Annotated in this window: 20 protein-coding genes; 1 reads left to right on the forward strand and 19 read right to left on the reverse strand. The window is 72.5% G+C overall.

Features of this window, described 5'->3' with window-relative positions; all coding sequences use genetic code 11:
- Positions 1-107 precede the first annotated feature (107 nt).
- Positions 108-569, reverse strand: a complete 462-nt coding sequence (locus VF746_12550) for a PEGA domain-containing protein (protein ID HEX8693248.1) — start codon at positions 567-569, stop codon at positions 108-110.
- Positions 570-804: 235 nt separating this feature from the next.
- On the opposite strand from VF746_12550, the gene VF746_12555 reads away from it, so the two are divergent.
- The gene (locus tag VF746_12555; protein HEX8693249.1) at positions 805-1575 is read left to right on the forward strand and encodes a tetratricopeptide repeat protein; all 771 of its coding nucleotides are present in this window, start codon (positions 805-807) and stop codon (positions 1573-1575) included.
- Positions 1576-1664: 89 nt separating this feature from the next.
- On the opposite strand, the gene VF746_12560 is transcribed toward VF746_12555, so the two are convergent.
- The 18 genes from VF746_12560 to VF746_12645 form a co-directional block, all read right to left on the reverse strand.
- A complete protein-coding gene (locus VF746_12560) occupies positions 1665-2696 on the reverse strand; it encodes a hypothetical protein (GenBank protein HEX8693250.1) in 1032 nt (343 codons plus the stop codon).
- Positions 2693-3241: a hypothetical protein gene (locus VF746_12565; GenBank protein ID HEX8693251.1), complete on the reverse strand. Its 549-nt coding sequence runs from the start codon at positions 3239-3241 to the stop codon at positions 2693-2695. Before VF746_12565 ends, VF746_12560 begins: the two co-directional genes overlap by 4 nt.
- 115 nt (positions 3242-3356) lie before the next feature.
- Positions 3357-3584, reverse strand: coding sequence for a hypothetical protein (locus VF746_12570; protein ID HEX8693252.1), 228 nt, complete (start codon positions 3582-3584; stop codon positions 3357-3359).
- 289 nt (positions 3585-3873) lie between these two features.
- The gene (gene fbp / locus VF746_12575; GenBank protein ID HEX8693253.1) at positions 3874-4911 is read right to left on the reverse strand and encodes a class 1 fructose-bisphosphatase; all 1038 of its coding nucleotides are present in this window, start codon (positions 4909-4911) and stop codon (positions 3874-3876) included.
- A complete protein-coding gene (locus VF746_12580) occupies positions 4908-5309 on the reverse strand; it encodes a hypothetical protein (protein ID HEX8693254.1) in 402 nt (133 codons plus the stop codon). The genes fbp and VF746_12580 overlap by 4 nt, the downstream gene beginning before the upstream one ends.
- Positions 5306-7672, reverse strand: a complete 2367-nt coding sequence (locus VF746_12585) for a DNA internalization-related competence protein ComEC/Rec2 (GenBank protein ID HEX8693255.1) — start codon at positions 7670-7672, stop codon at positions 5306-5308. The genes VF746_12580 and VF746_12585 overlap by 4 nt, the downstream gene beginning before the upstream one ends.
- A 538-nt stretch (positions 7673-8210) precedes the next feature.
- Positions 8211-8771, reverse strand: a complete 561-nt coding sequence (locus tag VF746_12590; GenBank protein HEX8693256.1) for a CAP domain-containing protein — start codon at positions 8769-8771, stop codon at positions 8211-8213.
- Between the two features lie 91 nt (positions 8772-8862).
- Positions 8863-9438, reverse strand: a complete 576-nt coding sequence (locus VF746_12595; protein HEX8693257.1) for a CAP domain-containing protein — start codon at positions 9436-9438, stop codon at positions 8863-8865.
- Positions 9439-9555: 117 nt separating this feature from the next.
- Positions 9556-9861 carry a LapA family protein gene (locus VF746_12600; protein ID HEX8693258.1) on the reverse strand — a complete coding sequence of 102 codons (306 nt, stop codon included), beginning with the start codon at positions 9859-9861 and terminating at the stop codon, positions 9556-9558.
- Positions 9858-11234 (reverse strand): tRNA (N6-isopentenyl adenosine(37)-C2)-methylthiotransferase MiaB, encoded by a 1377-nt coding sequence (miaB, locus tag VF746_12605; GenBank protein HEX8693259.1) that lies wholly within the window; start codon positions 11232-11234, stop codon positions 9858-9860. Before miaB ends, VF746_12600 begins: the two co-directional genes overlap by 4 nt.
- A 90-nt stretch (positions 11235-11324) precedes the next feature.
- Positions 11325-11732, reverse strand: coding sequence for a PIN domain-containing protein (locus VF746_12610; GenBank protein HEX8693260.1), 408 nt, complete (start codon positions 11730-11732; stop codon positions 11325-11327).
- Entirely contained in the window at positions 11729-11971 is a 243-nt protein-coding gene (locus VF746_12615) for a DUF6364 family protein (GenBank protein ID HEX8693261.1), read from the reverse strand. The genes VF746_12610 and VF746_12615 overlap by 4 nt, the downstream gene beginning before the upstream one ends.
- A gap of 104 nt (positions 11972-12075) precedes the next feature.
- Positions 12076-12342, reverse strand: coding sequence for a hypothetical protein (locus VF746_12620; GenBank protein ID HEX8693262.1), 267 nt, complete (start codon positions 12340-12342; stop codon positions 12076-12078).
- A 94-nt stretch (positions 12343-12436) separates the two neighbouring features.
- On the reverse strand, positions 12437-13687 hold the full coding sequence (gene glyA / locus VF746_12625; protein HEX8693263.1) for a serine hydroxymethyltransferase: 1251 nt from the start codon (positions 13685-13687) through the stop codon (positions 12437-12439).
- Positions 13688-13825: 138 nt separating this feature from the next.
- The gene (locus VF746_12630; GenBank protein HEX8693264.1) at positions 13826-14572 is read right to left on the reverse strand and encodes a hypothetical protein; all 747 of its coding nucleotides are present in this window, start codon (positions 14570-14572) and stop codon (positions 13826-13828) included.
- A 378-nt stretch (positions 14573-14950) separates the two neighbouring features.
- Positions 14951-16150, reverse strand: coding sequence for an erythromycin esterase family protein (locus VF746_12635; GenBank protein HEX8693265.1), 1200 nt, complete (start codon positions 16148-16150; stop codon positions 14951-14953).
- A gap of 317 nt (positions 16151-16467) precedes the next feature.
- A complete protein-coding gene (locus tag VF746_12640; GenBank protein HEX8693266.1) occupies positions 16468-16938 on the reverse strand; it encodes a hypothetical protein in 471 nt (156 codons plus the stop codon).
- A gap of 336 nt (positions 16939-17274) precedes the next feature.
- The gene (locus VF746_12645; GenBank protein HEX8693267.1) at positions 17275-19095 is read right to left on the reverse strand and encodes a CIA30 family protein; all 1821 of its coding nucleotides are present in this window, start codon (positions 19093-19095) and stop codon (positions 17275-17277) included.
- Positions 19096-19221: the final 126 nt, after the last annotated feature.

The raw sequence follows: 19221 nt of genomic DNA on the forward strand, positions 1-19221 counted from the left end.
CGCTGGAACCACGGGAAGCCTGCCTGCGCAGGCTGCACGGAGGGAGGGTTTCGTCATCCTACCCGGCGCTCGGGAGGTGCGCCGGGGCTTCGTTCGTCAGGCGGAGGTCACTCGCGCGTGAGCTGGCCGATCTTCTGCCAGGCGGGGTCGGCGGCGAGGACGACCTGCACGTGGAGCTGGTCGCCGGTGCGCAGCGTGGTGGCGCCGGTGGCCAGCGTGGCGTTCACGGTGTTCGGCGTGAGTTTGTAGATCCCGCCGGTGAGCGCGTCCACGGCCAGGCCGGGAAGGCCGCCGAACACCAGGTTCCCCCACACCCAGCCGCTCACGCCGCGGACGAGCTGGATCTCGTACGGCTGGTAGCCGGGCAGCTCCAGGCGCACCACGTGGTGGTCCCTGCGGGTCAGGTTCAGCGTGGTGGGAGTCACCCCCGCCGGCTGGTCGTCGACGAACACCGCGGCGCCGGTCGGCGAGCTGGAGACGCCCACGTACTGGCTGCCGCCCTGCATGATGGTGGCGCACCCGGCCAGCGCCAGGCCGAGGGCCGCGACGGCGAACCGATTCTTCTTCACGAGAGCTGCTCCTGCGATGAAACAGATGGGGATTGGCGAAGGGAGGAAGTCCAGAAGACGCAACATCTTAACAGGATTCCACGAATCGCGCCACCGCGCTTCGACGCAGGACCGGACCGCGAACCGGGAACGAGGGCGGGGATGCCGAAACGCTTGCCTTCGGTCGGCTTTCGCCTGATTTTGACGGCTCCGGCACACGCTTCCCCCGCCCACCGGGCTCCTCCGCGCCTCCGCGATGTTCGGCTACTACTACGACGCCTTCGGCCTCGTCCTGCTGGCCGTCAACGTGTTCTTCGCCGTGCACGCGTACCGGCGCGGGCGCGCGTGGTGGATCTTCGTGATCTTCTTCTTCCCGCTGGTGGGCAGCCTGGTGTACCTGTTCGCGGAGTACCTCCCCTCGGCGCGCGCGGGCGGGCGGGCGCGCTCGGTGGCCCGCGACGTGGCGCGGATGATCAACCCCGCGGCCGAGATCCGCCGCCTGGAAGACGTGGTGGCGCTCAGCCCCACCGTGAACAACCGCATGGAGCTGGCGCGGGCGTACCTGCGCGCGGGGCGGAAGGAGGACGCGATCCGCACCTACCAGGGCTGCGCGCAGGGGATCTACGCCGACGACCCGAAGCTGCTCTACGAGACGACCATCGCCTACTTCGAGAACGGCGACCTCCCGCAGGCGCGCGAGACGATGGACCGGCTGCGGAAGGCGACCACGCTCACCCCCGAGCAGCTCCTCCTCTCGGCGCGCATCCACGAGGAGCGCGGCGACCTGGACGAGGCGCTGGCCGAGTACCAGCGGCTCGCCGGGCGCGGCGCGGGCGAGGAGGGACGCGCGCGCTACGGCCTCCTCCTCCAGCGCCTGGGCCGCCACGACGAGGCTCGCGCCGTGTTCGACGCCATCGTCCGCCATGCCCGCGTCTCCTCGTCGCACTACCGGCGCGAGGAGAAGGAGTGGATCGACATCGCCAAGCGGGAGCTGAAGGAGCGGGAGGGGTCGGCGGAGGGCGGTTAAGCCGTGGCGACGCCGCGAAAGGGCCGCCTGCGTGGCCTGCGGGTGATCATCAAACGGGAGCGGACCGATCCGTCCGCTCCCGCTGCCGTTCAGTTGCGGCGCGGCCGGAGCGCCAGCACGGCGGGATACGGCTCGTCCACCAGCACGTAGACGACACCATCCGCGACGGCCGCTTTCGTGGCTCTGACGGGGAGGAGGAACGTCTCCCGATACCGCCCGCTCTCGACGGCGTAACGGTCCAGCAGCGCGCGCCGGCTGGCGGTGAGCCCTCCGAAGAGAACGTAGACGTCGGCGCCATCCATGCTGATGTCGCACCCGGAACACGGCGTGTAGGACGCCAGCCGCGTGGTGACGGTGCCGCCCTCCGACCGTGTCTCCACCTTCGGGAACTCGGCCGGCTCGACGTACGGGTTCAGGTCCCGCAGCGGACGGGTGCCGCGGAAGCCGAGCCAGCCGTCACCCAGCGAGAAGCCGAACACCCACGACTCCCCGTGGCGGCTCGCGGCCAGGGAGCCCTGCCGCACCAGGGGGTGGAGCTTCGAGAACTCCTGCCAGGGGAACGGCACGCGCTCCGCCACTCTTCCACCCCTATCCACCACCGCGAGCGCGCTGTCCGGCCGGTCGGTGAGCAGGACCACGCGGCCGTCCGCGAGCGGGACCATCTGGTCGGCATAGCCCACGTCCGGTAGGGGGATCTCGTCCCGCAGGGCGCCCCGGCCGTCCAGGAAGGTGATGCGGCGGTTCGCGACATCCAGCAGCACGGGCGAGGCGTTCGCGGCGAGCTTCAGGTCCCGCACCCGCTGGAACTCTCCCGGGCCGCCGCCCCTGCGGCCCGACATCCAGCGGAGCGCCCCGTCGGACCGCCCGAACGCGAGTAGCCGGCTGGAGCCGCCGTCGAAGACGTACACGGCGGAATCCCCGGCCGCCAGCAGGTACGGCCGGAGGAGGAGCGAGTCCTGCAGGGCCCCGCCGGCCGACCAGAGGGTGTCCCACCTGGTCACCGTGATCCGCCGCTCCGACGCGCCGCCGTCCCGGAGCGGCTCGTCGCGCCGGTCGCACCCCGCGCCTGCGGCGGCGGCCGCCAGGAGCAGCACGAGCGGGCGGACGAATCGCCGGTTCATCCGCGCTGTGCCGGCAAGGGGCGGACGGGCCCGCGCCGGACCTGGCGCGGCTCCCCCAGCAGCCGCGCCTGCGCCGCGATCACCTCCACGGCGCTGCGCGCGTCCGCTTCGGACAGCGGCACGGCGCTCCGCACGCGGTTCCCGGCATCGAGCAGGACGGCCATCGGCGTGGACCGGTAGTTCAGCGCGCGGAGCGCGCCATGCACCTCCGCCCGGGAGGTGCTCCGGAGCGGGAACTCGATCCCCACTCCCCGCCGGATCCGCTCCAGTGCGTCCGGCCCTCCCCCCGCTCCGGAGACCAGCCCCACCACCTTCACGAGTCCGCTCCGGTGGAGCTCGTTCCACGCCGCCAGCGCTTCGATCCGACCCGCGCAATCCTGCGGGTGCAGGACGATCGCGACGACCGGGGCGCCGCGTCCCGCAGCCACCGCGGGAAGCGAGTGCGCCAGGACCGGCGCCGCCGCCGGCCGGCCGTGGAGCGCCGTCCAGGCGACGGTCACGGCGAGAGCCACGTACCCCGTGGCGAGGAAGACGCGTGAAGACATGGATTGACCTTCCAGAGGTTCTACGAGCTTGGGAATGAGACGAAAAAGTTGCAGACCGGGCACACCCGCGCCATCGAACAACCATCAGCCGGTTGCAAGCGGTCGCTCGGCGCGGCTACAGGAAGTAGTAGTAGTAGGTGGTGGTCGTCGTGCACGAGGTCTTGTCCGCGTTGCACGTGGTGGTGGAGGTGGTCTGGCAGAGTTGGCGATCCCCGTTCGCGCACCCTCCGATCTTCTCGTGATCGGTCTGGGCGCGGAGGTCCGGGACGCCGGCAACAACGGCCAGCATCAGGGCGACGGCACCCGCACAGAACAGCCCGCTGGAAAGAGTGCACTTCTGCATGATCTTCGCTCCGTAAGAGGGGTGGAGTGACACCTGGACATGGAAGCTGGACGCGCGGGTGTACCTCGTTTCGCTGCACGACGGCGTGGAGAGAAACTGTAGTTCCCGAATCTTTTTGTCAACATTGTCATCAAGGTTGCGAGCCTATGTACAAATTCTTTTTACACCCAATGGCACGCCGAGGGAGAGAAGTGGCGATGAGACCGAGGCGCATGAAGCGGATGCGTGAAAGCCCCGGCCCTCGCGAGGAGGCCGGGGCTGCATCGTCTCCGCTAATCCGTCGAGGCGGTCAGACGCCGGCGGGCTCCAGCTCTTCGGCGGGGGCGCGGGCCAGGAAGCGGTCGGCCAGGTCCACGTACTCGGCGCTGCCGATGAAGAGCGGCGTGCGCTGGTGCAGCTCGGTGGGCTCCACGTCCAGGATGCGCTTGCGGCCGTTGCTGGCCTTGCCGCCCGCGCCCTCGGCGATCATCGCCAGGGGGGCGGCCTCGTAGAGGAGGCGCAGCTTCCCGTTCGGGCTCTTGGCGTCGGCCGGGTACATGAAGAGGCCGCCGTACAGCAGGTTGCGGTGGAAGTCGGCCACCAGCGAGCCGATGTAGCGCGAGGTGAACGGCTTGGCGATCTCCCCGTCCACTCCCTTCAGGTGGTCCACCAGCCTGCGCTGCTCCGGGCTCCACTTGCCGTAGTTCCCCTCGTTCACGCTGTAGATGCGCTGCCCCGGCACCGGGATGCGGATGTTGGGGTGCGACAGCAGGAACTCGCCGATGGAGGGCTCCAGCGTGAAGCCGTGCACCCCGTTTCCGGTGGTGTAGACGAGCATGGTCGACGAGCCGTAGACCACGTAGCCGGCCGCCACCTGCCGCGAGCCCCGCTGCAGGCAGTCGGCCACGCACCCGCGCGGGTCGTCGCTCACCTTGCGGTGGATGGAGAAGATGGTGCCCACGCTCACGTTGGCGTCGATGTTCGACGAGCCGTCGAGCGGGTCGTAGAGCACGCAGTACTTGCCGGTGGGAAAGCGGTCGGGGATGGGGATGAAGTCCTCCACCTCCTCCGACGCCATCCCGCACAGGTGCCCGGTGTGGTCGAGCGCCTTGAAGATCACCTCGTTGGCGAACTCGTCGAGCTTGCGCACCTCCTCGCCCTGCACGTTCACCTCGCCGGTCATCCCCAGCACGTCGCCGAGCCCCGCGCGGCGCACCTCGCGGGCGATCAGCTTGGCGGCGAAGGCGATGTCGTACAGGATGTTGGAGAAGGCGCCGGTGGCCTCGGGGAACTCGCGCTCGGCTTCGATGATGTGGCGCTCGATGGTGATGACGCCCTTGCTGGTCACTCGGTCCTCTGCGGTGCGGATGGACGTTCCTCGGCGTAGCGCTTCTGCCGCGCGTACGCGTCGACTTCGTAGCGGTTGTTCCAGTAGCCGTGCCGGACCGACTCCCAGAGGTACTTCAGCGGGAAGAGCGGGCTCTTCCACTGCTCCACGTGCACCAGCTCGTGCACGATCAGGTCGTCGGTGAGCGGCGCCCCGGCGTCGACCAGGATGGTCTTGCCGAGCGTGACCGCGGCCGCGGGCCGGTGCGGCCTCCCCTCGCGGCGCATGAAGAGCCCGCCGACGGCCGGGATCAGCCGGTTGCGCCGCACGGTGACGCCCGGCGGGAGCGGGTAGGGCACCTCCGCCGGGGGCACCCTGGGGCCCAGCACCCGGTCCACCAGCGGGTCGAGCACGCTCACCGGTCCACCCTCCGCCAGGCGCCGCCGGCCTCCACCCGCACCACCACCGTCCCGTCCTCGTCGGTGCGCGCCACTTCGACCCCGCGCCGCCGCATCCGCGCGACGACCGCGGGCGAGGGGTGGCCGTACTCGTTGCGCCGGCCGCACGAGATCACGGCGAGGGCGGGGCGGACGGCGGCCAGGAAGGCGTCGGAGCTGGAGGTGGCGCTGCCGTGGTGGCCGGCCTTGAGCACCTGGGCGCGCAGCCGCTCGCCGTGTAGAGCGGCCAGGCGCTCTTCCACCCAGGCGGGCGCGTCGCCGGTGAGCAGCGCGGCGAAGCCGCCGTAGCGGAGCAGGATCACGGCGGAAATGTCGTTCGCGTCGGCGGGGGCGTCAAGAGCGTCCGGTGCCGGCCAGAGAAACTCAAGTTCCACGCCGTCCACCCGCAAGGTCCGGTCCCACCTCGCGGCAGCCCACTCCACGCCGCGCGCCTCGGCAGTCTCCAGGGTCTGGAGGTAGACCGGCGTCCCGAACGGCAGCCCGGGCTCGATCAGCCTCCCGACGGGGATCCCGCGCATCACCGCGGCGGCGCCGCCGATGTGGTCGGAGTGCGGATGCGTGAGCACCAGCGCCTCGACGCGCTTCGCGCCGTGGGCGCGCAGGTAGGGGAGCACGCGCTTCTCGCCCGCGTCGAAGCGCTCGTCGGCGAGGCCGGCGTCCACCAGCACCCAGTGCCCCGCGGGGGTGCGCAGCGCGATGGCGTCGCCCTGGCCCACGTCGAGGAAGGCGATCTCCAGCGCGCCGCCGCCCGGGTCGGCCGCCAGGGGGAAGACCAGGAGCGCGGCGCAGGCGGCGGCCGCGGCCAGCGCGCGGCGCACGCGGGGGCGCAGCCGGGCGGCCAGGTCCAGCGCCAGGAGCGCGGCGAGCGCGGCGGCGGCCCACAGCCACCAGCGCGGCCGCGCCACCGCCGCGTGCCCGCCGGGGACGGCCACGGCCAGGTCGACCACGCGGTCCAGGAGGTCGAGCGCGACGCCCGCCCCGTCGGCGAAGAGCCGGGCGAGCGGCGGGAGGACGGGCTCGGTGGCCGCCGCCGCGCCGATGCCGACCAGGGCCAGGGAGGAGAGGGGGATCGCCGGGAGGTTGGCCAGGATGGAGACGGGCGCCACGGTCCCGAAGTGGTGCGCGACCACGGGCGCGGTGGCGGCGAAGGCGGCCAGGCTGGTCACCAGCGACTCGGCGAGCGGGCGCGCGAGCTTCCCCTTCCGCAGCCGGGCGGGGACGCGCTCCCACAGCGGCCCGCGCAGGAGGAGGATGCCGAGCACGCCGGCGAAGGAGAGCTGGAAGCCGACGTCGAGCGCGGCCAGCGGGTCGAGCGCCAGGAGGAGGAGCGCGGCGGCGGCGACGATCGGCAGGGGCGCGGAGGGGCGCTGCAGGACGAGCGTCAGCAGCGTGAGCGCCATCATCACCCCCGAGCGCAGCGCCGAGGGCGGCGCGCCGATCACTGCCAGGTAGAGCGCCACCAGGGCGATGGTGAGCCACGCGGTGCGGACGCGAGAGAGGCGCAGGACGCTGCCGAGGAGGACGAAGACGGCGCCCACCAGGGCGACGTGGGTGCCCGAGATCGCCAGCAGGTGCACCAGGCCGGACCTGGCGAAGCGGTCGGCCAGCTCGCGGTCGAGCGTCTCGCGCCGGCCCAGGAGGAGGGCGTCGGCCAGCGCGCCGTGGCGGGGGAAGAGGCGGTGCAGCTGCGCCTCGGTGTGCCCGCGCATCACCAGCAGCGGGTGGCGCGCGAGGTCCGGCGGGCGCGCGGCTTCCGCCTCCTTCGCGAGGACGTAGCCCGTGTAGGCGGGGCTGCGCGGCCAGGCGGACGGGTCGACGGGAGACGGCATCAGGCGCCACTCGCCGGCGACGCGCAGCTCGGTCCCCGCCGCCAGCGCCGCCGTCCCGCGCGGCAGCCGCACGCGCACCTCGACGTCGCACCGGGCGACGCGGCCTGTCTCCGTCACCGCGCTCGCGAGGCGGAGCGGGAGGAGGGGGATGCGCCCCGCGGAGTCGGCCGGGGGGAGGAAGTTGGCCCCGAGCGCGCCGCGGACGGCGAGCCGGGTGCCGTCCGCGAGCGTCGCCCGGCAGTCCTCGGCCGCCGCCAGCCGCCCGCCCGCGCCGTGGCCGGCGCCGGCCAGCGCCAGGGCGGCGAGGAGGAGGGCCTCGACGGCGCGCGGCTTCAGCTTCTCGCCGACGAGCCGCGCGTGGGCGAGGGGTGCCAGGAGGAGCGGGAGGGCGAGCCACGCGGTGCCGGGGGCGACCCCTTCCACGCGAAGCCCGCAAAGGAGTCCCGCCAGGAACGCGAGGAAGGCGGTGACGAGGGGGAGCCGGAGGTGGGTCATCCGCGGGAGAGGTGAGGCGGGACGCGGGCGAACGGGAGGGAATTGGACGGAGTGAACGGTGGGATGATAGGGGAGGGACGGGTCCGGCGCAAGGGGGAAGCCGGCGGCGAAGGCCGCCGGGGGTGCCCCCTCCCCGCGCGACCCTCGGCTGCTCGTTCCTCGCAGCCAGAGGGCGCGCTCCCTCCCCCGCTGCGCGGTGGAGGGGAAACACCTCGGCGCTTCGCGCGACGAAACCAGGCGCGGAGCGAATGGGGTTCCGCGGTTGAAGCCTCGCGGGGGTTCGCGAGGCTTTCCGTGGTTCCAGCGGGCGGCTTCAGCCGCTCGCGACCCTCGCGCGCGACGAAGTTGCATGAGGGATGCGCGCCCGACAGGGCCGGGACGCCGCCGCGACACGGGGTATCGTCGCGGCGGTGGCCCGGCGCCGTTGGCCTGCGTTGTTTGCAGGCCTACGGCGCGCGCAGCCCGGCCCGGAGCGCAGCGGAGGGACATGCCCAAACCGCAGTGCGTTAGTGCGTTGAGTGCGAAGTGCGAGAGTGCGCTACGGCTGGGGGAGGCCGATGACGCCGTCGACTCCGCGGGGGGCGGCGTAGATCTGGACCACGTACCAGGCGCCGTCTTCGGCCCGCGCGGCGCCGGTGCCGGCGAAGGCGAACTCGGGGGTGGCCAGCGGCTGGCGCGCGCCCGGGGTGCGCATCCACAGCACCACCACCTGCGCGGGGAGGAGCTCTTCGGCCTCGACGCTCCGGGCCAGGTTCTCGGCCGAGGCGCCGAAGACGGCCCCGCCGGCGCGCAGGCGGTCGGCCAGGGTGCGGCGGTAGGGGGCGGTGGAGAGGTGCGTGACCTCGCCGCGGCGGGCCAGCTCGCGGCTGAACTCCCGGGCGACGTCGTCGAGCACGCGGTCGGGCTTGAGCGCGGCCAGGCCCAGCTGCCGGCGCGCCTGGTTCGCCTGCCCCAGCACCGCGCGCGCCACCCGCGCCGAGGGCTCGACGGCCGGGGCGGTGGGCCGCGGCTCCGGCTGCGAGCCGGGCTTCGGCGTGTCGCACCCGGCCAGGTGCCAGGCGAGGGCGAGGACGAGGGCGCCGGTTCGGCGCGCGTGCACCGTGCTTCCCATGATCCCGCGGGCGGCGGCGGTGGGTGGAGGCAACCGGTGGAACGGCCGCGGCGGAGGGTTTCTGACGGGCCGCGCCGGGTCAGCGCGAGGCGTCCAGGCCGCCGCGCGAGGCGCGCCGGCGCTGGTGCAGCGGCTGGGCGGCGTAGAGCTGGACCACGTACCAGCTGCCGTCGCGGCCCTGCGCCACGCCGGTGCCCACGTAGTGGAAGCCGGGGTCGAGCAGGTGGGCGCGGTGGCCGGGGGAGAACATCCAGCCGTTGACCACCCGCCACCCCACGTTGTCGCGCCCTTCGGTGGCCCAGGCCAGGTTCTCGGCCCAGCGGCCGAAGCGGGCGCCCCCGGCGGCCAGGCGCTCGGCGGGAGTGGCGCGGCCGGGGGTGGGCGACTCGTGCGCGAGCTCGCCGCGCGCGGCCAGCTCGCGGCTGTACTCGGCGGCGACCTTCTCCAGGGCCTCGTCGCGCCGCAGCACGGGGGCGCCGTTCTCGCGGCGCACGCGGTTGGCCCACTCCTGCACGGCGCCGACGACGGGGCCGAGCTCGCCCGCGGCCGCGGGCGGCGCGGGGGTCAGCGCGGCGATCGCCACGGCGCAGCCGGCGGCCGGGAGCAGGGCCGGCAGCAGGGCGGCCAGGGTGCGGAGGCGGGCGAGGCGTCCCATCACGGGCACGGACGGAAGGTCGTTCGAACGAGGACCGCTTCTGAATAGTAACGTGGTTCCGGCGGAGCGGGGAGCCCGGAGCCGCGAGCCGATGGGGAGCCGGGCCGAGTGGCTGGGTCAGGGAATGGTCTGGTCCCGGCGGCCGGGGGCGGTGCGATCGGCGGCGGGGGCGGCCGGGGAGTCGGCGAGGAGGCCGCGCTCGCGCAGCCAGCGGCGGTGCCGCAGGTCGTGCCTGAGCCCCAGCGCCAGCATGGAGAGCATGCCGAAGAGGAAGGCCAGGAAGCAGACGACGGTGAGCGGCGCCTGGTGGAAGGTGGCGAGGCCAAGCCGGAGGGAGACCGTCTCGCCCCGGTTCAGGTACGCGAAGGCTCCCGCCAGCAGCGTGACCGCCGCGAGCGGGAGCCAGCGTCCGGCACCCGTCATGCCGCCATCCCGGCCGGGACGCCCACGTCCACGCGCTCGCCCGTGAAGGTGGCGCCGGTGGTGGCCGTGAGCCGCACGGTGGCGAAGGTGCCGACGAGCGAGGCGGGGCCGTCGAAGTTGACCACCTTGTTGGACCCGGTGCGCCCCTGCACGCCGCCGCGGCGCCCCTCCTTCTCCACCAGCACCTCTTCCACGCGGCCCACCTCGGCGCGGTTGATCTCGAGCTGGACCTTGCGCTGCAGCTCGATCAGCCGCTCCAGGCGCGCCTGGCCCACCGGCTCGGGGACGAACTGGTCGCGCGGCAGGCGGGTGGCCGGGGTGCCCTCGCGCTCGCTGTAGCGGTACATGAACGCGTCGTCGTAGCGCACGGTGCGCATCAGCTCGAGCGTGGCCTGGTACTCTTCCTCGGTCTCGCCGGGGAAGGCCACGATCACGTCGGTGGAGAGGGCGACCTGCGGGATCGCCTCGCGCACCCAGGCGAGCTTCTCCAGGTACTCGGCGACGGTGTAGCGGCGCAGCATCCGCTTGAGCGTGCGGTCGTGCCCGCTCTGCACCGGGAGGTGGAGCTGCTTGCAGACGGCGGGCTCGCCGGCCATCACCTCCACCAGCGCGCGGGTGAAGTCGTTGGGGTGCGGCGAGGTGAAGCGCACGCGGCGGATGCCGTCCACGCGCGCCACCTCGCGCAGCAGGCGGGGGAAGTCCCAGTCGCCGTGCTCGTAGCTGTTGACGGTCTGCCCCAGCAGGGTGACCTCGGGGACGCCGTCTTCGGCCAGGGCGCGCACCTCGGCCAGGATCGCCTGCGGGTCGCGGTTCTTCTCGCCGCCGCGCACGTAGGGGACGATGCAGTAGGTGCAGCGGTAGTTGCACCCGCGCTGGATCGGCACCCAGGCGCTGACGGCGGAGGTGCGCTTCGCGGCGACGCCCTCGTAGTTCTCGAACGGGTCGAAGCCCAGCACCGTGAGCCCCTTCGGCCCCGCGCCGATGGTGGGCAGGGCGCGATGCGTCTTCGGGGCGGCGGCGGGGCGCAGCTCGGCGAGCTTCGCGGGGAGCTGGCGGTAGGCGTCGGGGCCCATCACCAGGTCCACGCCGCCGGACTTCGACAGCAGCGTCTCGCCCATGCGCTGCGCCATGCACCCGGTGACGCCGATCACCACGTCGGGGCGCTCGCGGCGCACCTGCTGGAGCTGGCCGACGCGGCCGATCACGCGCTGCTCCGCGTGGTCGCGGATGGCGCAGGTGTTCACCAGGATGACGTCGGCGTCGTCGGGGGTGTCGGTGGCGACGTACCCCTGCTCCGCCAGGATGCCGGCCATCAGCTCCGAATCGCTGATGTTCATCTGGCACCCGTACGTCTCGATGTAGGCTTTCTTCATGGCTCGGTGCTGCGCTGGATTCCACGGGAAGCCGTAGGAGTACACCGGACGGGCGCGGCGGTTCGCCGGAAGGCAGGACAGTGGACCGACTCAGAGCAGCGCGAGGATCTCGCCGGAGGAGCGGGCGGGAATCGGAAGTCCAGCGAAGTCCTTCTCGTTTCGCGTAACGATGTAGTCTACCCCCACCTTGAGCGCGCAAGCAGCCTGGACCGCGTCCTCAAAATCGCTCAAACCCAGCGCAATGGCCTGAAGGAAATCCGTTTTCTCGACCGCGACGACTTCGAGGAAGCGCAACAAGTCAGCAATGGCGATGGTCGCAGCTTGTGATCCTTGCGCCTTCGCCATGACATAATGCGCGGTCGTAAGCGTGTGGCCGGCGACGTAGCCGGTTGCGGCCCCCGTGTCGATCTCGGTCAGCACCCTGGCGGCGTCTGCCATCCATGGATGGCGCTTCAGCACCACGTCCAGAACAACGTTGATGTCGACGAGGAGCTTCACCCGTACTTCTCCAGGAGGTAACGATGATAGTCGTCCTCGTCAGGACCGCCTTCGGCGATCCCGTACAACCTGCGGACCGTGGGTGAAAGCGCGAGTTCCTGCTCGTCCTCTTCCAACGGCAGTCGTGCGAGAAAGTCGCTGACGAGCCGGGAAATACTGGTGTCGTGGCGCTCACTGTAGCGCCGGGCGCGCTCGATCGCCGCGTCGTCAATAGAAAGGTTCAGCGTGCTCTTGGCCATGGAATCCTCCTGTGCGCATCCTATTTCAAATTTTATGCGCAGAGGCACATCAGTCAACCCTCGGAGACGGGCCATCATCATCCGTAGCCGTGGGGCTCGGATGCCTACGGCGCCTCGTCGGGCGGGGGCTCGTCGAGCTCGGCGAGGCGGATGCGCAGGAGGTCGTCGAGGGCGTGGTCGGGGACGCCGTAGACCTCCTCGGCCAGGAAGCGGCGCGTCTCCAGCTCGCTCTTCAGGAGCTGGCGCAGCAGCGCGCCCAGCCGGTCGAGCGACAGCCCGACGCGCCGCGCCGCCCCCGCCAGCCGCTCGTACGCCTCGCGGCGGGCGGCCTGCTCTTCCGGCGTCTCGCCGGGGTGCCAGGGCTCGGTCATACGAAAAGTGCCCAGTGCCCAGTGCCTAGTGCCCAGTATGCCGATGTGCCAAGCAGTTCCTGGGCACTTGGCACTTGGCACTGGGCACTGCCGTTCAAGCTCTCGCCCACTCGCCGTAGAGCGGGAAGCGCGCGCAGATCTCCCGCACCTCGCCGCGCACTTGGTCCGCCACGCCCTCGTCGTCGGGCTTCGAGACGACGCGGTCGATGAGGACGGCGATGGCGCGCATCTCGTCCGTCCCCAGCCCGCGCGTGGTGAGCGCGGGGGTGCCGATGCGGATGCCGCTGGTGACGAAGGGCGACTCGGTCTCGCCGGGGACCGTGTTCTTGTTGACGGTGATGCCGGCGCGGTCCAGCGCCTTCTCGGCGATCTTCCCCGTCACGCCCTTGCTGCGCAGGTCCACCAGGAGCAGGTGGTTGTCGGTGCCGCCGGAGACCAGCTTGAAGCCGCGCTCCAGGAGCCCCTCGGCCAGCGCCTGCGCATTGGCGATCACCCGCGCCGAGTAGTCGCCGAACTCGGGCCTGAGCGCCTCGCCGAACGCCACCGCCTTCGAGGCGATCACGTGCATCAGCGGGCCGCCCTGGATGCCGGGGAAGATCTGCTTGTCCACCGCCTTGGCGTGCTCTTCGGTGCAGAGGATCAGCCCGCCGCGGGGGCCGCGCAGCGTCTTGTGGGTGGTGGAGGTGACGATGTCGGCGTGGGGGACGGGGTTGGGGTGGTGCCCCGTGGCGACCAGGCCCGCGATGTGGGCCATGTCGACCACCAGCCTGGCCCCGCTCTCGCGCGCGATCTCGGCGAACGTCTCGAAGTCGATCTGCCGCGGGTAGGCGCTGGCGCCGGCCACGATCACCTTCGGCCGCACCTCGAGCGCCTGGTCGCGCAAGCGCCCGTAGTCGATGCGGTGGTCGTCCTGGCGCACGCCGTAGGCGACCACGCGGAAGAGGCGGCCGCTGAAGTTGACGGGGGAGCCGTGCGTGAGGTGGCCGCCCTCGGAGAGGTTCATCCCCAGGATGGTGTCGCCCGGCTCCATCAGCGCGAAGTAGGCGGCCATGTTGGCCTGCGCGCCGGAGTGCGGCTGCACGTTGACGTGCTCGGCGCCGAAGAGCTGCAGGAGCCGCTGCTGGGCCAGCCGCTCGACCTCGTCGACCACCTCGCAGCCGCCGTAGTAGCGCTTGCCGGGGTAGCCTTCGGCGTACTTGTTGGTGAGCACCGAGCCCATGGCCTGCAGCACCGCCTGCGAGACGAAGTTCTCGGAGGCGATCATCTCCAGCTGGTGCTCCTGCCGCTCGGCTTCCTCCACCAGCAGCCGGTGGATGTCGGGATCGGCCTGCTTCAGCGCTTCCATCTATCTCTCGACTCGGGGGTTGCCGTGCCTGGCGCGGAAGGCGGAAACCTACCCCGGCCGGCGGGCGCTGTCGAGAGCCGGAACGGACCGGTACGCTCGCTCGACCCCCCTTCCTCCCGCTCCCGCCCGACGCGCCCGTCAGGCGCCCGGCACCCCCGCGCGCGGCTGCTCGGCGGACATGGCCTGCACCAGGTCGGAGAGGTCGTCCATCCCGAAGCCCTCCTTGCGCACGCGGATGTCGAAGTAGAGCACGGTGGAGACCACCGCCGGGAAGGGCGACAGCAGGATGGTGAAGACGTCCGCCAGCGCAGCCGCCCGCGGGCCGAGCACGGGCTCCGCGAAAAGGGCGAGCACCTTGAGCCCCTCGCCGGCCACGGTGACGATCACCTGCGCCATCACCGAGGTGAGCAGGATGCGCAGCATGTTGTCGTTGGCCAGGTCCACCGAGCGCTCGAGCGCGGCGATGGGCCCCTTACCCTCCACCACCACCGCGATGGACGCCGCGAAGAGCAGGAGCATCGCCAGGAATCCCGGGACGATGCAGAGGACGAACCCAACGATCGTGATCAGCCCCGCCAGGATCGAGGCGCCGATCAGCCTCCACCCGTGCGAGAAGGCCTCGCGCACCGCGCGCAGCCCGTCGACGTCGCGCCCCAGGTACAGGTCGGCGACGATGAGCACCGTGGCCGCGGAGGCGAAGTTCGCCAGGACCAGCCGCAGCAGGTTGCCGGCCCACGCCAGCTCGGGCGCCGCGATGCCCAGCAGGGCGGTGGGGAGCAGGAGCACCCCCGTCGCGGTCAGGATCGGGAGGTAGTGGCCGCGCAGCACCTGGAACGACGCGTCCAGGATCTCCGGGACGTTGCGCGGGCGGAACGGTGTGCTCATCGGAGAGGGCGTGGAAGGAAGAGGCGGGGAGTCGGCGGGAGCCGGCGGAGGGCGCCAGCGGGCAGCCATAATCTGTTTCCCGGCGGCCCCCGCCGCAAGCAATGTCGACGTGAGCGCGGGCGGCATCCCGGATTATCCGGGATCCTCGTCCCAGGCGGAACAGCGGCTCAGGGCGAGGATCGGCGCGTGCGGCAGGCCACCAGGCGAGGGCGAGTAGATTCCTCGGTCGCGCCAGGGTTCGGTGTGGAGGCGAGGCCCGCGCGGCGCTCCCTCGGAATGACATGAGTGCGGAGAGTGACACGAGTGCGTGAATGCGGGAGGCTTGCCGCACCCACGCACTCACGCACTCACGCACTCACGCACTTCGCACTTCGCACTTCAGAGGTACTCCGGCGGGCTGACGGTATCGACGAACAGGATCCCGTCGTACTGCTCCCGCGGCACCTGGATCATGTCCCAGACTCCCCACTCCTTCATCCGGATCATCTGCCCCACCCACTCGCTGCCGCGGCCCCGCGCGCCGGAGAGGTCCAGGAAGAAGTGCTGCATGCGCACGCGGTAGCCGAGCGACTCCAGGCTCCCCGCGACGGCCGGGGCGACGGTGTAGATCTCGCGGTCGTTCCAGGCCGCGCTGCCGCGGTACATGAAGAGCCCCACCGTGTACAGCTCCGCCCGGTGGCGCTGCATCACGAAGTGCCCCATGGTGTTGAAGTCGCCCACGTCGGGCGGTGTGCTCCCGTCGCCCGGGAGGAGGCGGGCGCGGTCGTGCTGGATGTGGTAGTTGTGCGCCCAGACGATCACCTTCTTCCCCGGGTACATCCCCTGGAGGAGCGCGTCCAGGTTGTCGGCCATCCCCACCTCGCGCTGCAGGTTGCCCTCGATGGAGCTGGACGGCAGGTTGAGCTGCCGGATCTGGCGGATGCGCGAGTACACCGTCTGCCGCGCCACCGTGAAGCGCTCGGCGCGGCCGCCGTAGGCGCCCACGATCTCGCTTCGGTGCTGGTCCATCCAAGCCAGCAGCGAGTCGTAGGCGGGGAGCAGGCGCTCCAGCGAAGCCCACGCCGGCCCGAACGGCGGCACGCTGCGGGCGATCGCCCGGTACTCGTCGAGGAACTGCACGTCGAGCGAGCGCGCCCTGAGCGCGTACTCGGCGTCGGCCTTCTCCACCACCTCGCGCAGGAGGAGCGGGGCCTCGTAGTTCCCCAGCGAAGTGGACGGCTTCATGTCGATCCCGGCCAAAATGAGCGGCCGATCGGTCTGGTGCGTCTGCCGGATGTACTCGAAGAGCTCCAGCACCTCGTTCGTCCACCACACGGCGTAGGTGCAGCTGCGCATGGTCTGCCGCGCCTCGGCGAGCACCGCGCCCTGGTTGGCCCGCCAGCACTCGAACACGCTGCTCTCGAAGGCGATGACGTCGTAGCCCAGCTGCTCGTGCAGGTAGCGGATGAGGCGCACCTTGGCCTGGTCGAACTCGCGCACGCCGTGGCCGCTCTCGCCCAGCTGCACGATGCGCCTGCCCTCCAGCAGCGGCCCCAGGAAGCGCAGGTCGTCGTAGCGCGTGGAGGTGAGCGAGCGCACCGGCTCGGCGTGGTCGCGCGTCCACCGGGCCCAGCTCTCGTTCTCGGCGGGGGCGGCCGGGTCTTCCGCCGTGCGCAGCTCCGAGTTGGTGAGGAGGTGGTCCGGCCCCCTCGGGGTTGGCGTCGGTCGGCTGCCGGTCGCAGGCGCCCAGCAGCAGCGCGGGGACCAGGAGGAGCGGGAGCGCGCGGCGGAGGAAGGGGAACGGCGGCATCGGTCTGCGGGGGAGGGAGGTTCCAGCGGAGGAGTCGGCGGACCACGCCGGAGAATAACGTGTTTACCGGGCCCGGTGCGACGCGGCGGGACAAAGTGGGGCCGGCTTACGGCTCTCGCGTCCAGCAGAGCAGGTAGTCGCCGCGCACGGGGCCGTTGCGCCAGAGGTTCTGCTCGTCGTGCCAGGTGACCCTCCCCGCCCCGTCCGCCCTGCCGTAGATGGCGTGCCACTCGACGTTGTCGAGCCGCTTGTCGGTGAGCAGCCGGTCCGCGCTGCCGCCGCCGGCGTTCCAGATGTCCGGGAAGAGCGAGCTGGGGAGCCGGTTCCTCGTTATCACCGCGATGAGCTCCACGTTCCGCTCGTGCCGGACCTCGTCCAGGAAGAAAGCGCCCGTGTAGGCCTCCACCTTCCCGAAGCCGTACTGCTTCGCCAGCACGAGCACCGCCCGCCCGTCGTCGGCGTCGTATCCCGCCGCGTTCACGAGCTCGCCCATTGCCTCCGGGGTGGCCGACTCCGCCTGGGTGAACGCCTGGTAGATGCAGCGCTCACTCCCTCTGAGGTCCCCGTATTTCTTCATCGTCTCTCGCAGGTGGGGGGAAAGGTTCGTACCGGCTGGCGGAGCTTCGTTCGGGATCGAGGTCCACGACCGAAAGGGGGAAGACCCGGACCGGCGTCCGCGCGCGGCAACGCGCCGGAAAAGCGGCTACCGCGCGTGGACGCGCACCGTCACGCGCGAGCCGTCCGGCGCGGGGAGCTCCGCCTCGCGGACCTCGCGCCAGGACTGGTGGAGGTGGCCCTCGACGGCCAGCGAGGCGGTCATCACCCCGCTCGTCGCGGGGGAGGGTGCGCAGCACCGGGAGCCCGTGCGCCCGGCTCTCGCCCACCGAGCTCCGTGGACCCTGCGCCGGACCGGTCAGCGCAGCTCCACCTCGTCCAGCCACAGCTCGAACGCGCCGGCCGGCGGCGCCGCGACCACGGCGATCGCCAGCACCCGGGATCCGTCGATTCCCTCGAAGTCGCTCCAGCGGAAGACGTGCTCCGCCCACTCCGCCCCCACGGTGACGGGGCGGAAGACGGGTGTCATCCCGCGCTCGGCGCTGAACACCATCACCAGGTAGGTGCGCCCGTCGCCGCGCGCGTGGAAGCGGAAGCCCTGGGCCGCCGAGAGGTTGGCCGGGCTCATCTGCCGCTCGCCGGGATAGAAGATGGCGCCCGCCCAGAGCTGCGGCGCCGCGCCGCCCTGGCGCAGCTCGCCGCGGACCCGCAGTGCGTGCGAGGTGCCGCCCGCGCCCCCGGGCGCCACCTCCAGGGCGGCCGTGGACTGCCCGCCCATCATCGCGTCGGTCGTGGTGGTCCACCCCGCGCCGAACGCGGCGGCCGGCGCGCCGTCGTCGAACCCGCTCACCCTGCCGGGCACGCCGCCGGGCGCGGGCGGCCCCGCCGCGGCCGCCTGCCGGCGCGCCGCCACCGCGGCGAGAAAGGCATCGCGGTCCAGGCGGCGGCCGGCCTTCCACACGCCCGCGATGGCGCGGGTGGCGGTCACGTCCGCGGCGGGGTTCCCCTCCACCAGCAGCAGGTCGGCGCGCATGCCGGGGGCGATGACGCCGCGGTCGCCGAGCCCGAACGCGCCCGCCGGCACCGAGGTGGCGGCCCGCAGCGCCTCCACCGGGGTGAGCCCCGCCTGCACCAGCAGCTCCAGCTCGCGGTGGATGCTGGCTCCGTGCGTGGTCCCGGGGTTGGGGGCGTCGCTCCCGGCCAGGATCCGCACTCCGGCCGCGCGCAGCGCCGCCACCGTCCGCCGCGCGGCGTCGTAGCTCGCCGTGGCTCCGGGCCGGGTGGGGAAGGCGCGCCGGAGCGACTCCGACTCGTCCGGCCCCAGGGCGGCCGCGAAGCGGGCGTCCCGCAGCAGCGCGGCGCCGCCCGCCGTGCCGGTGACGCTCTCCAGCACGGTGAGGGTGGGCACCACGAACACCCGCCGCCGCGCCATCTCCCGCACCAGCCCGGGCTCGGGCACGCTGTCCACCCAGGCGTGGACCAGCCCGTCCGCGCCGGCGCGCACCGCCGTCCGCGCATCGGCCAGCGTGCCGACGTGCACCACCGCCATCTTTCCGCGCCGGTGCGCCGCCTCCACCAGCGCCCGCACGGTGGCTTCGTCCAGGGTGTTGAAGCGGATCCCGTACACGGCCCCGTCGTCCACCACGATCTTGAGGTAGTCCGAGCCTTCGGCCACCCGCGCGGCCACGAACGAGTCCGCCTGCGCCGGGGAGGCGACGGTGGGGATCGCCATTCCGAACTGGGTGCCGTGGCCGCCCGGAGCGGTGGCCAGGATGCCGGCCGAGAGCACGTCGGCCCGCTCCGGCGCGCCCGTCGCCTGCTGCTCGCGGCGCCACGCGGCGGCCAGCTGAGCGGCGGTGAACATCTCGAACTGCGTCCCTACCCCGAACGCCAGCGCCGCCTGGAGCATGGCCGGAGCGAAGGAGTGGGTGTGCGCATCGATCAGCGCCGGGAGAAGGGTGCGCCCGGCGCCCTCCACCACCGCCGCGCCGGCGGGGACGCGGACCGCCGGCCCCACCGCCTCGACGCGCCCGCCGCGGACCACCACGGTGGCCCGTTCGATCACGCGCTCGCCGTCGAAGACGCGCACGTCGCGGAACGCCGTGGCGGGCTCCTGCGCGGCGAGCGGCGTGGCGAGGACGAGAGGGACGGCGACGAGCGGTCCGAGTCTCCTGAGCATGGCTCCTCCGCGGGTGAACGTCCGGATCGGAACGGGCGCGCCGCCCGCGCCGCGGCTGGCGATCGCGGAGGCGGCGGGTGGCGGGTCCGGGGTTTCGGGCGGCCGCGGGTCACGGGACCCGGGCGC

It is taken from the genome of Longimicrobium sp. (assembly GCA_036389795.1).
Lineage (GTDB): Bacteria > Gemmatimonadota > Gemmatimonadetes > Longimicrobiales > Longimicrobiaceae > Longimicrobium.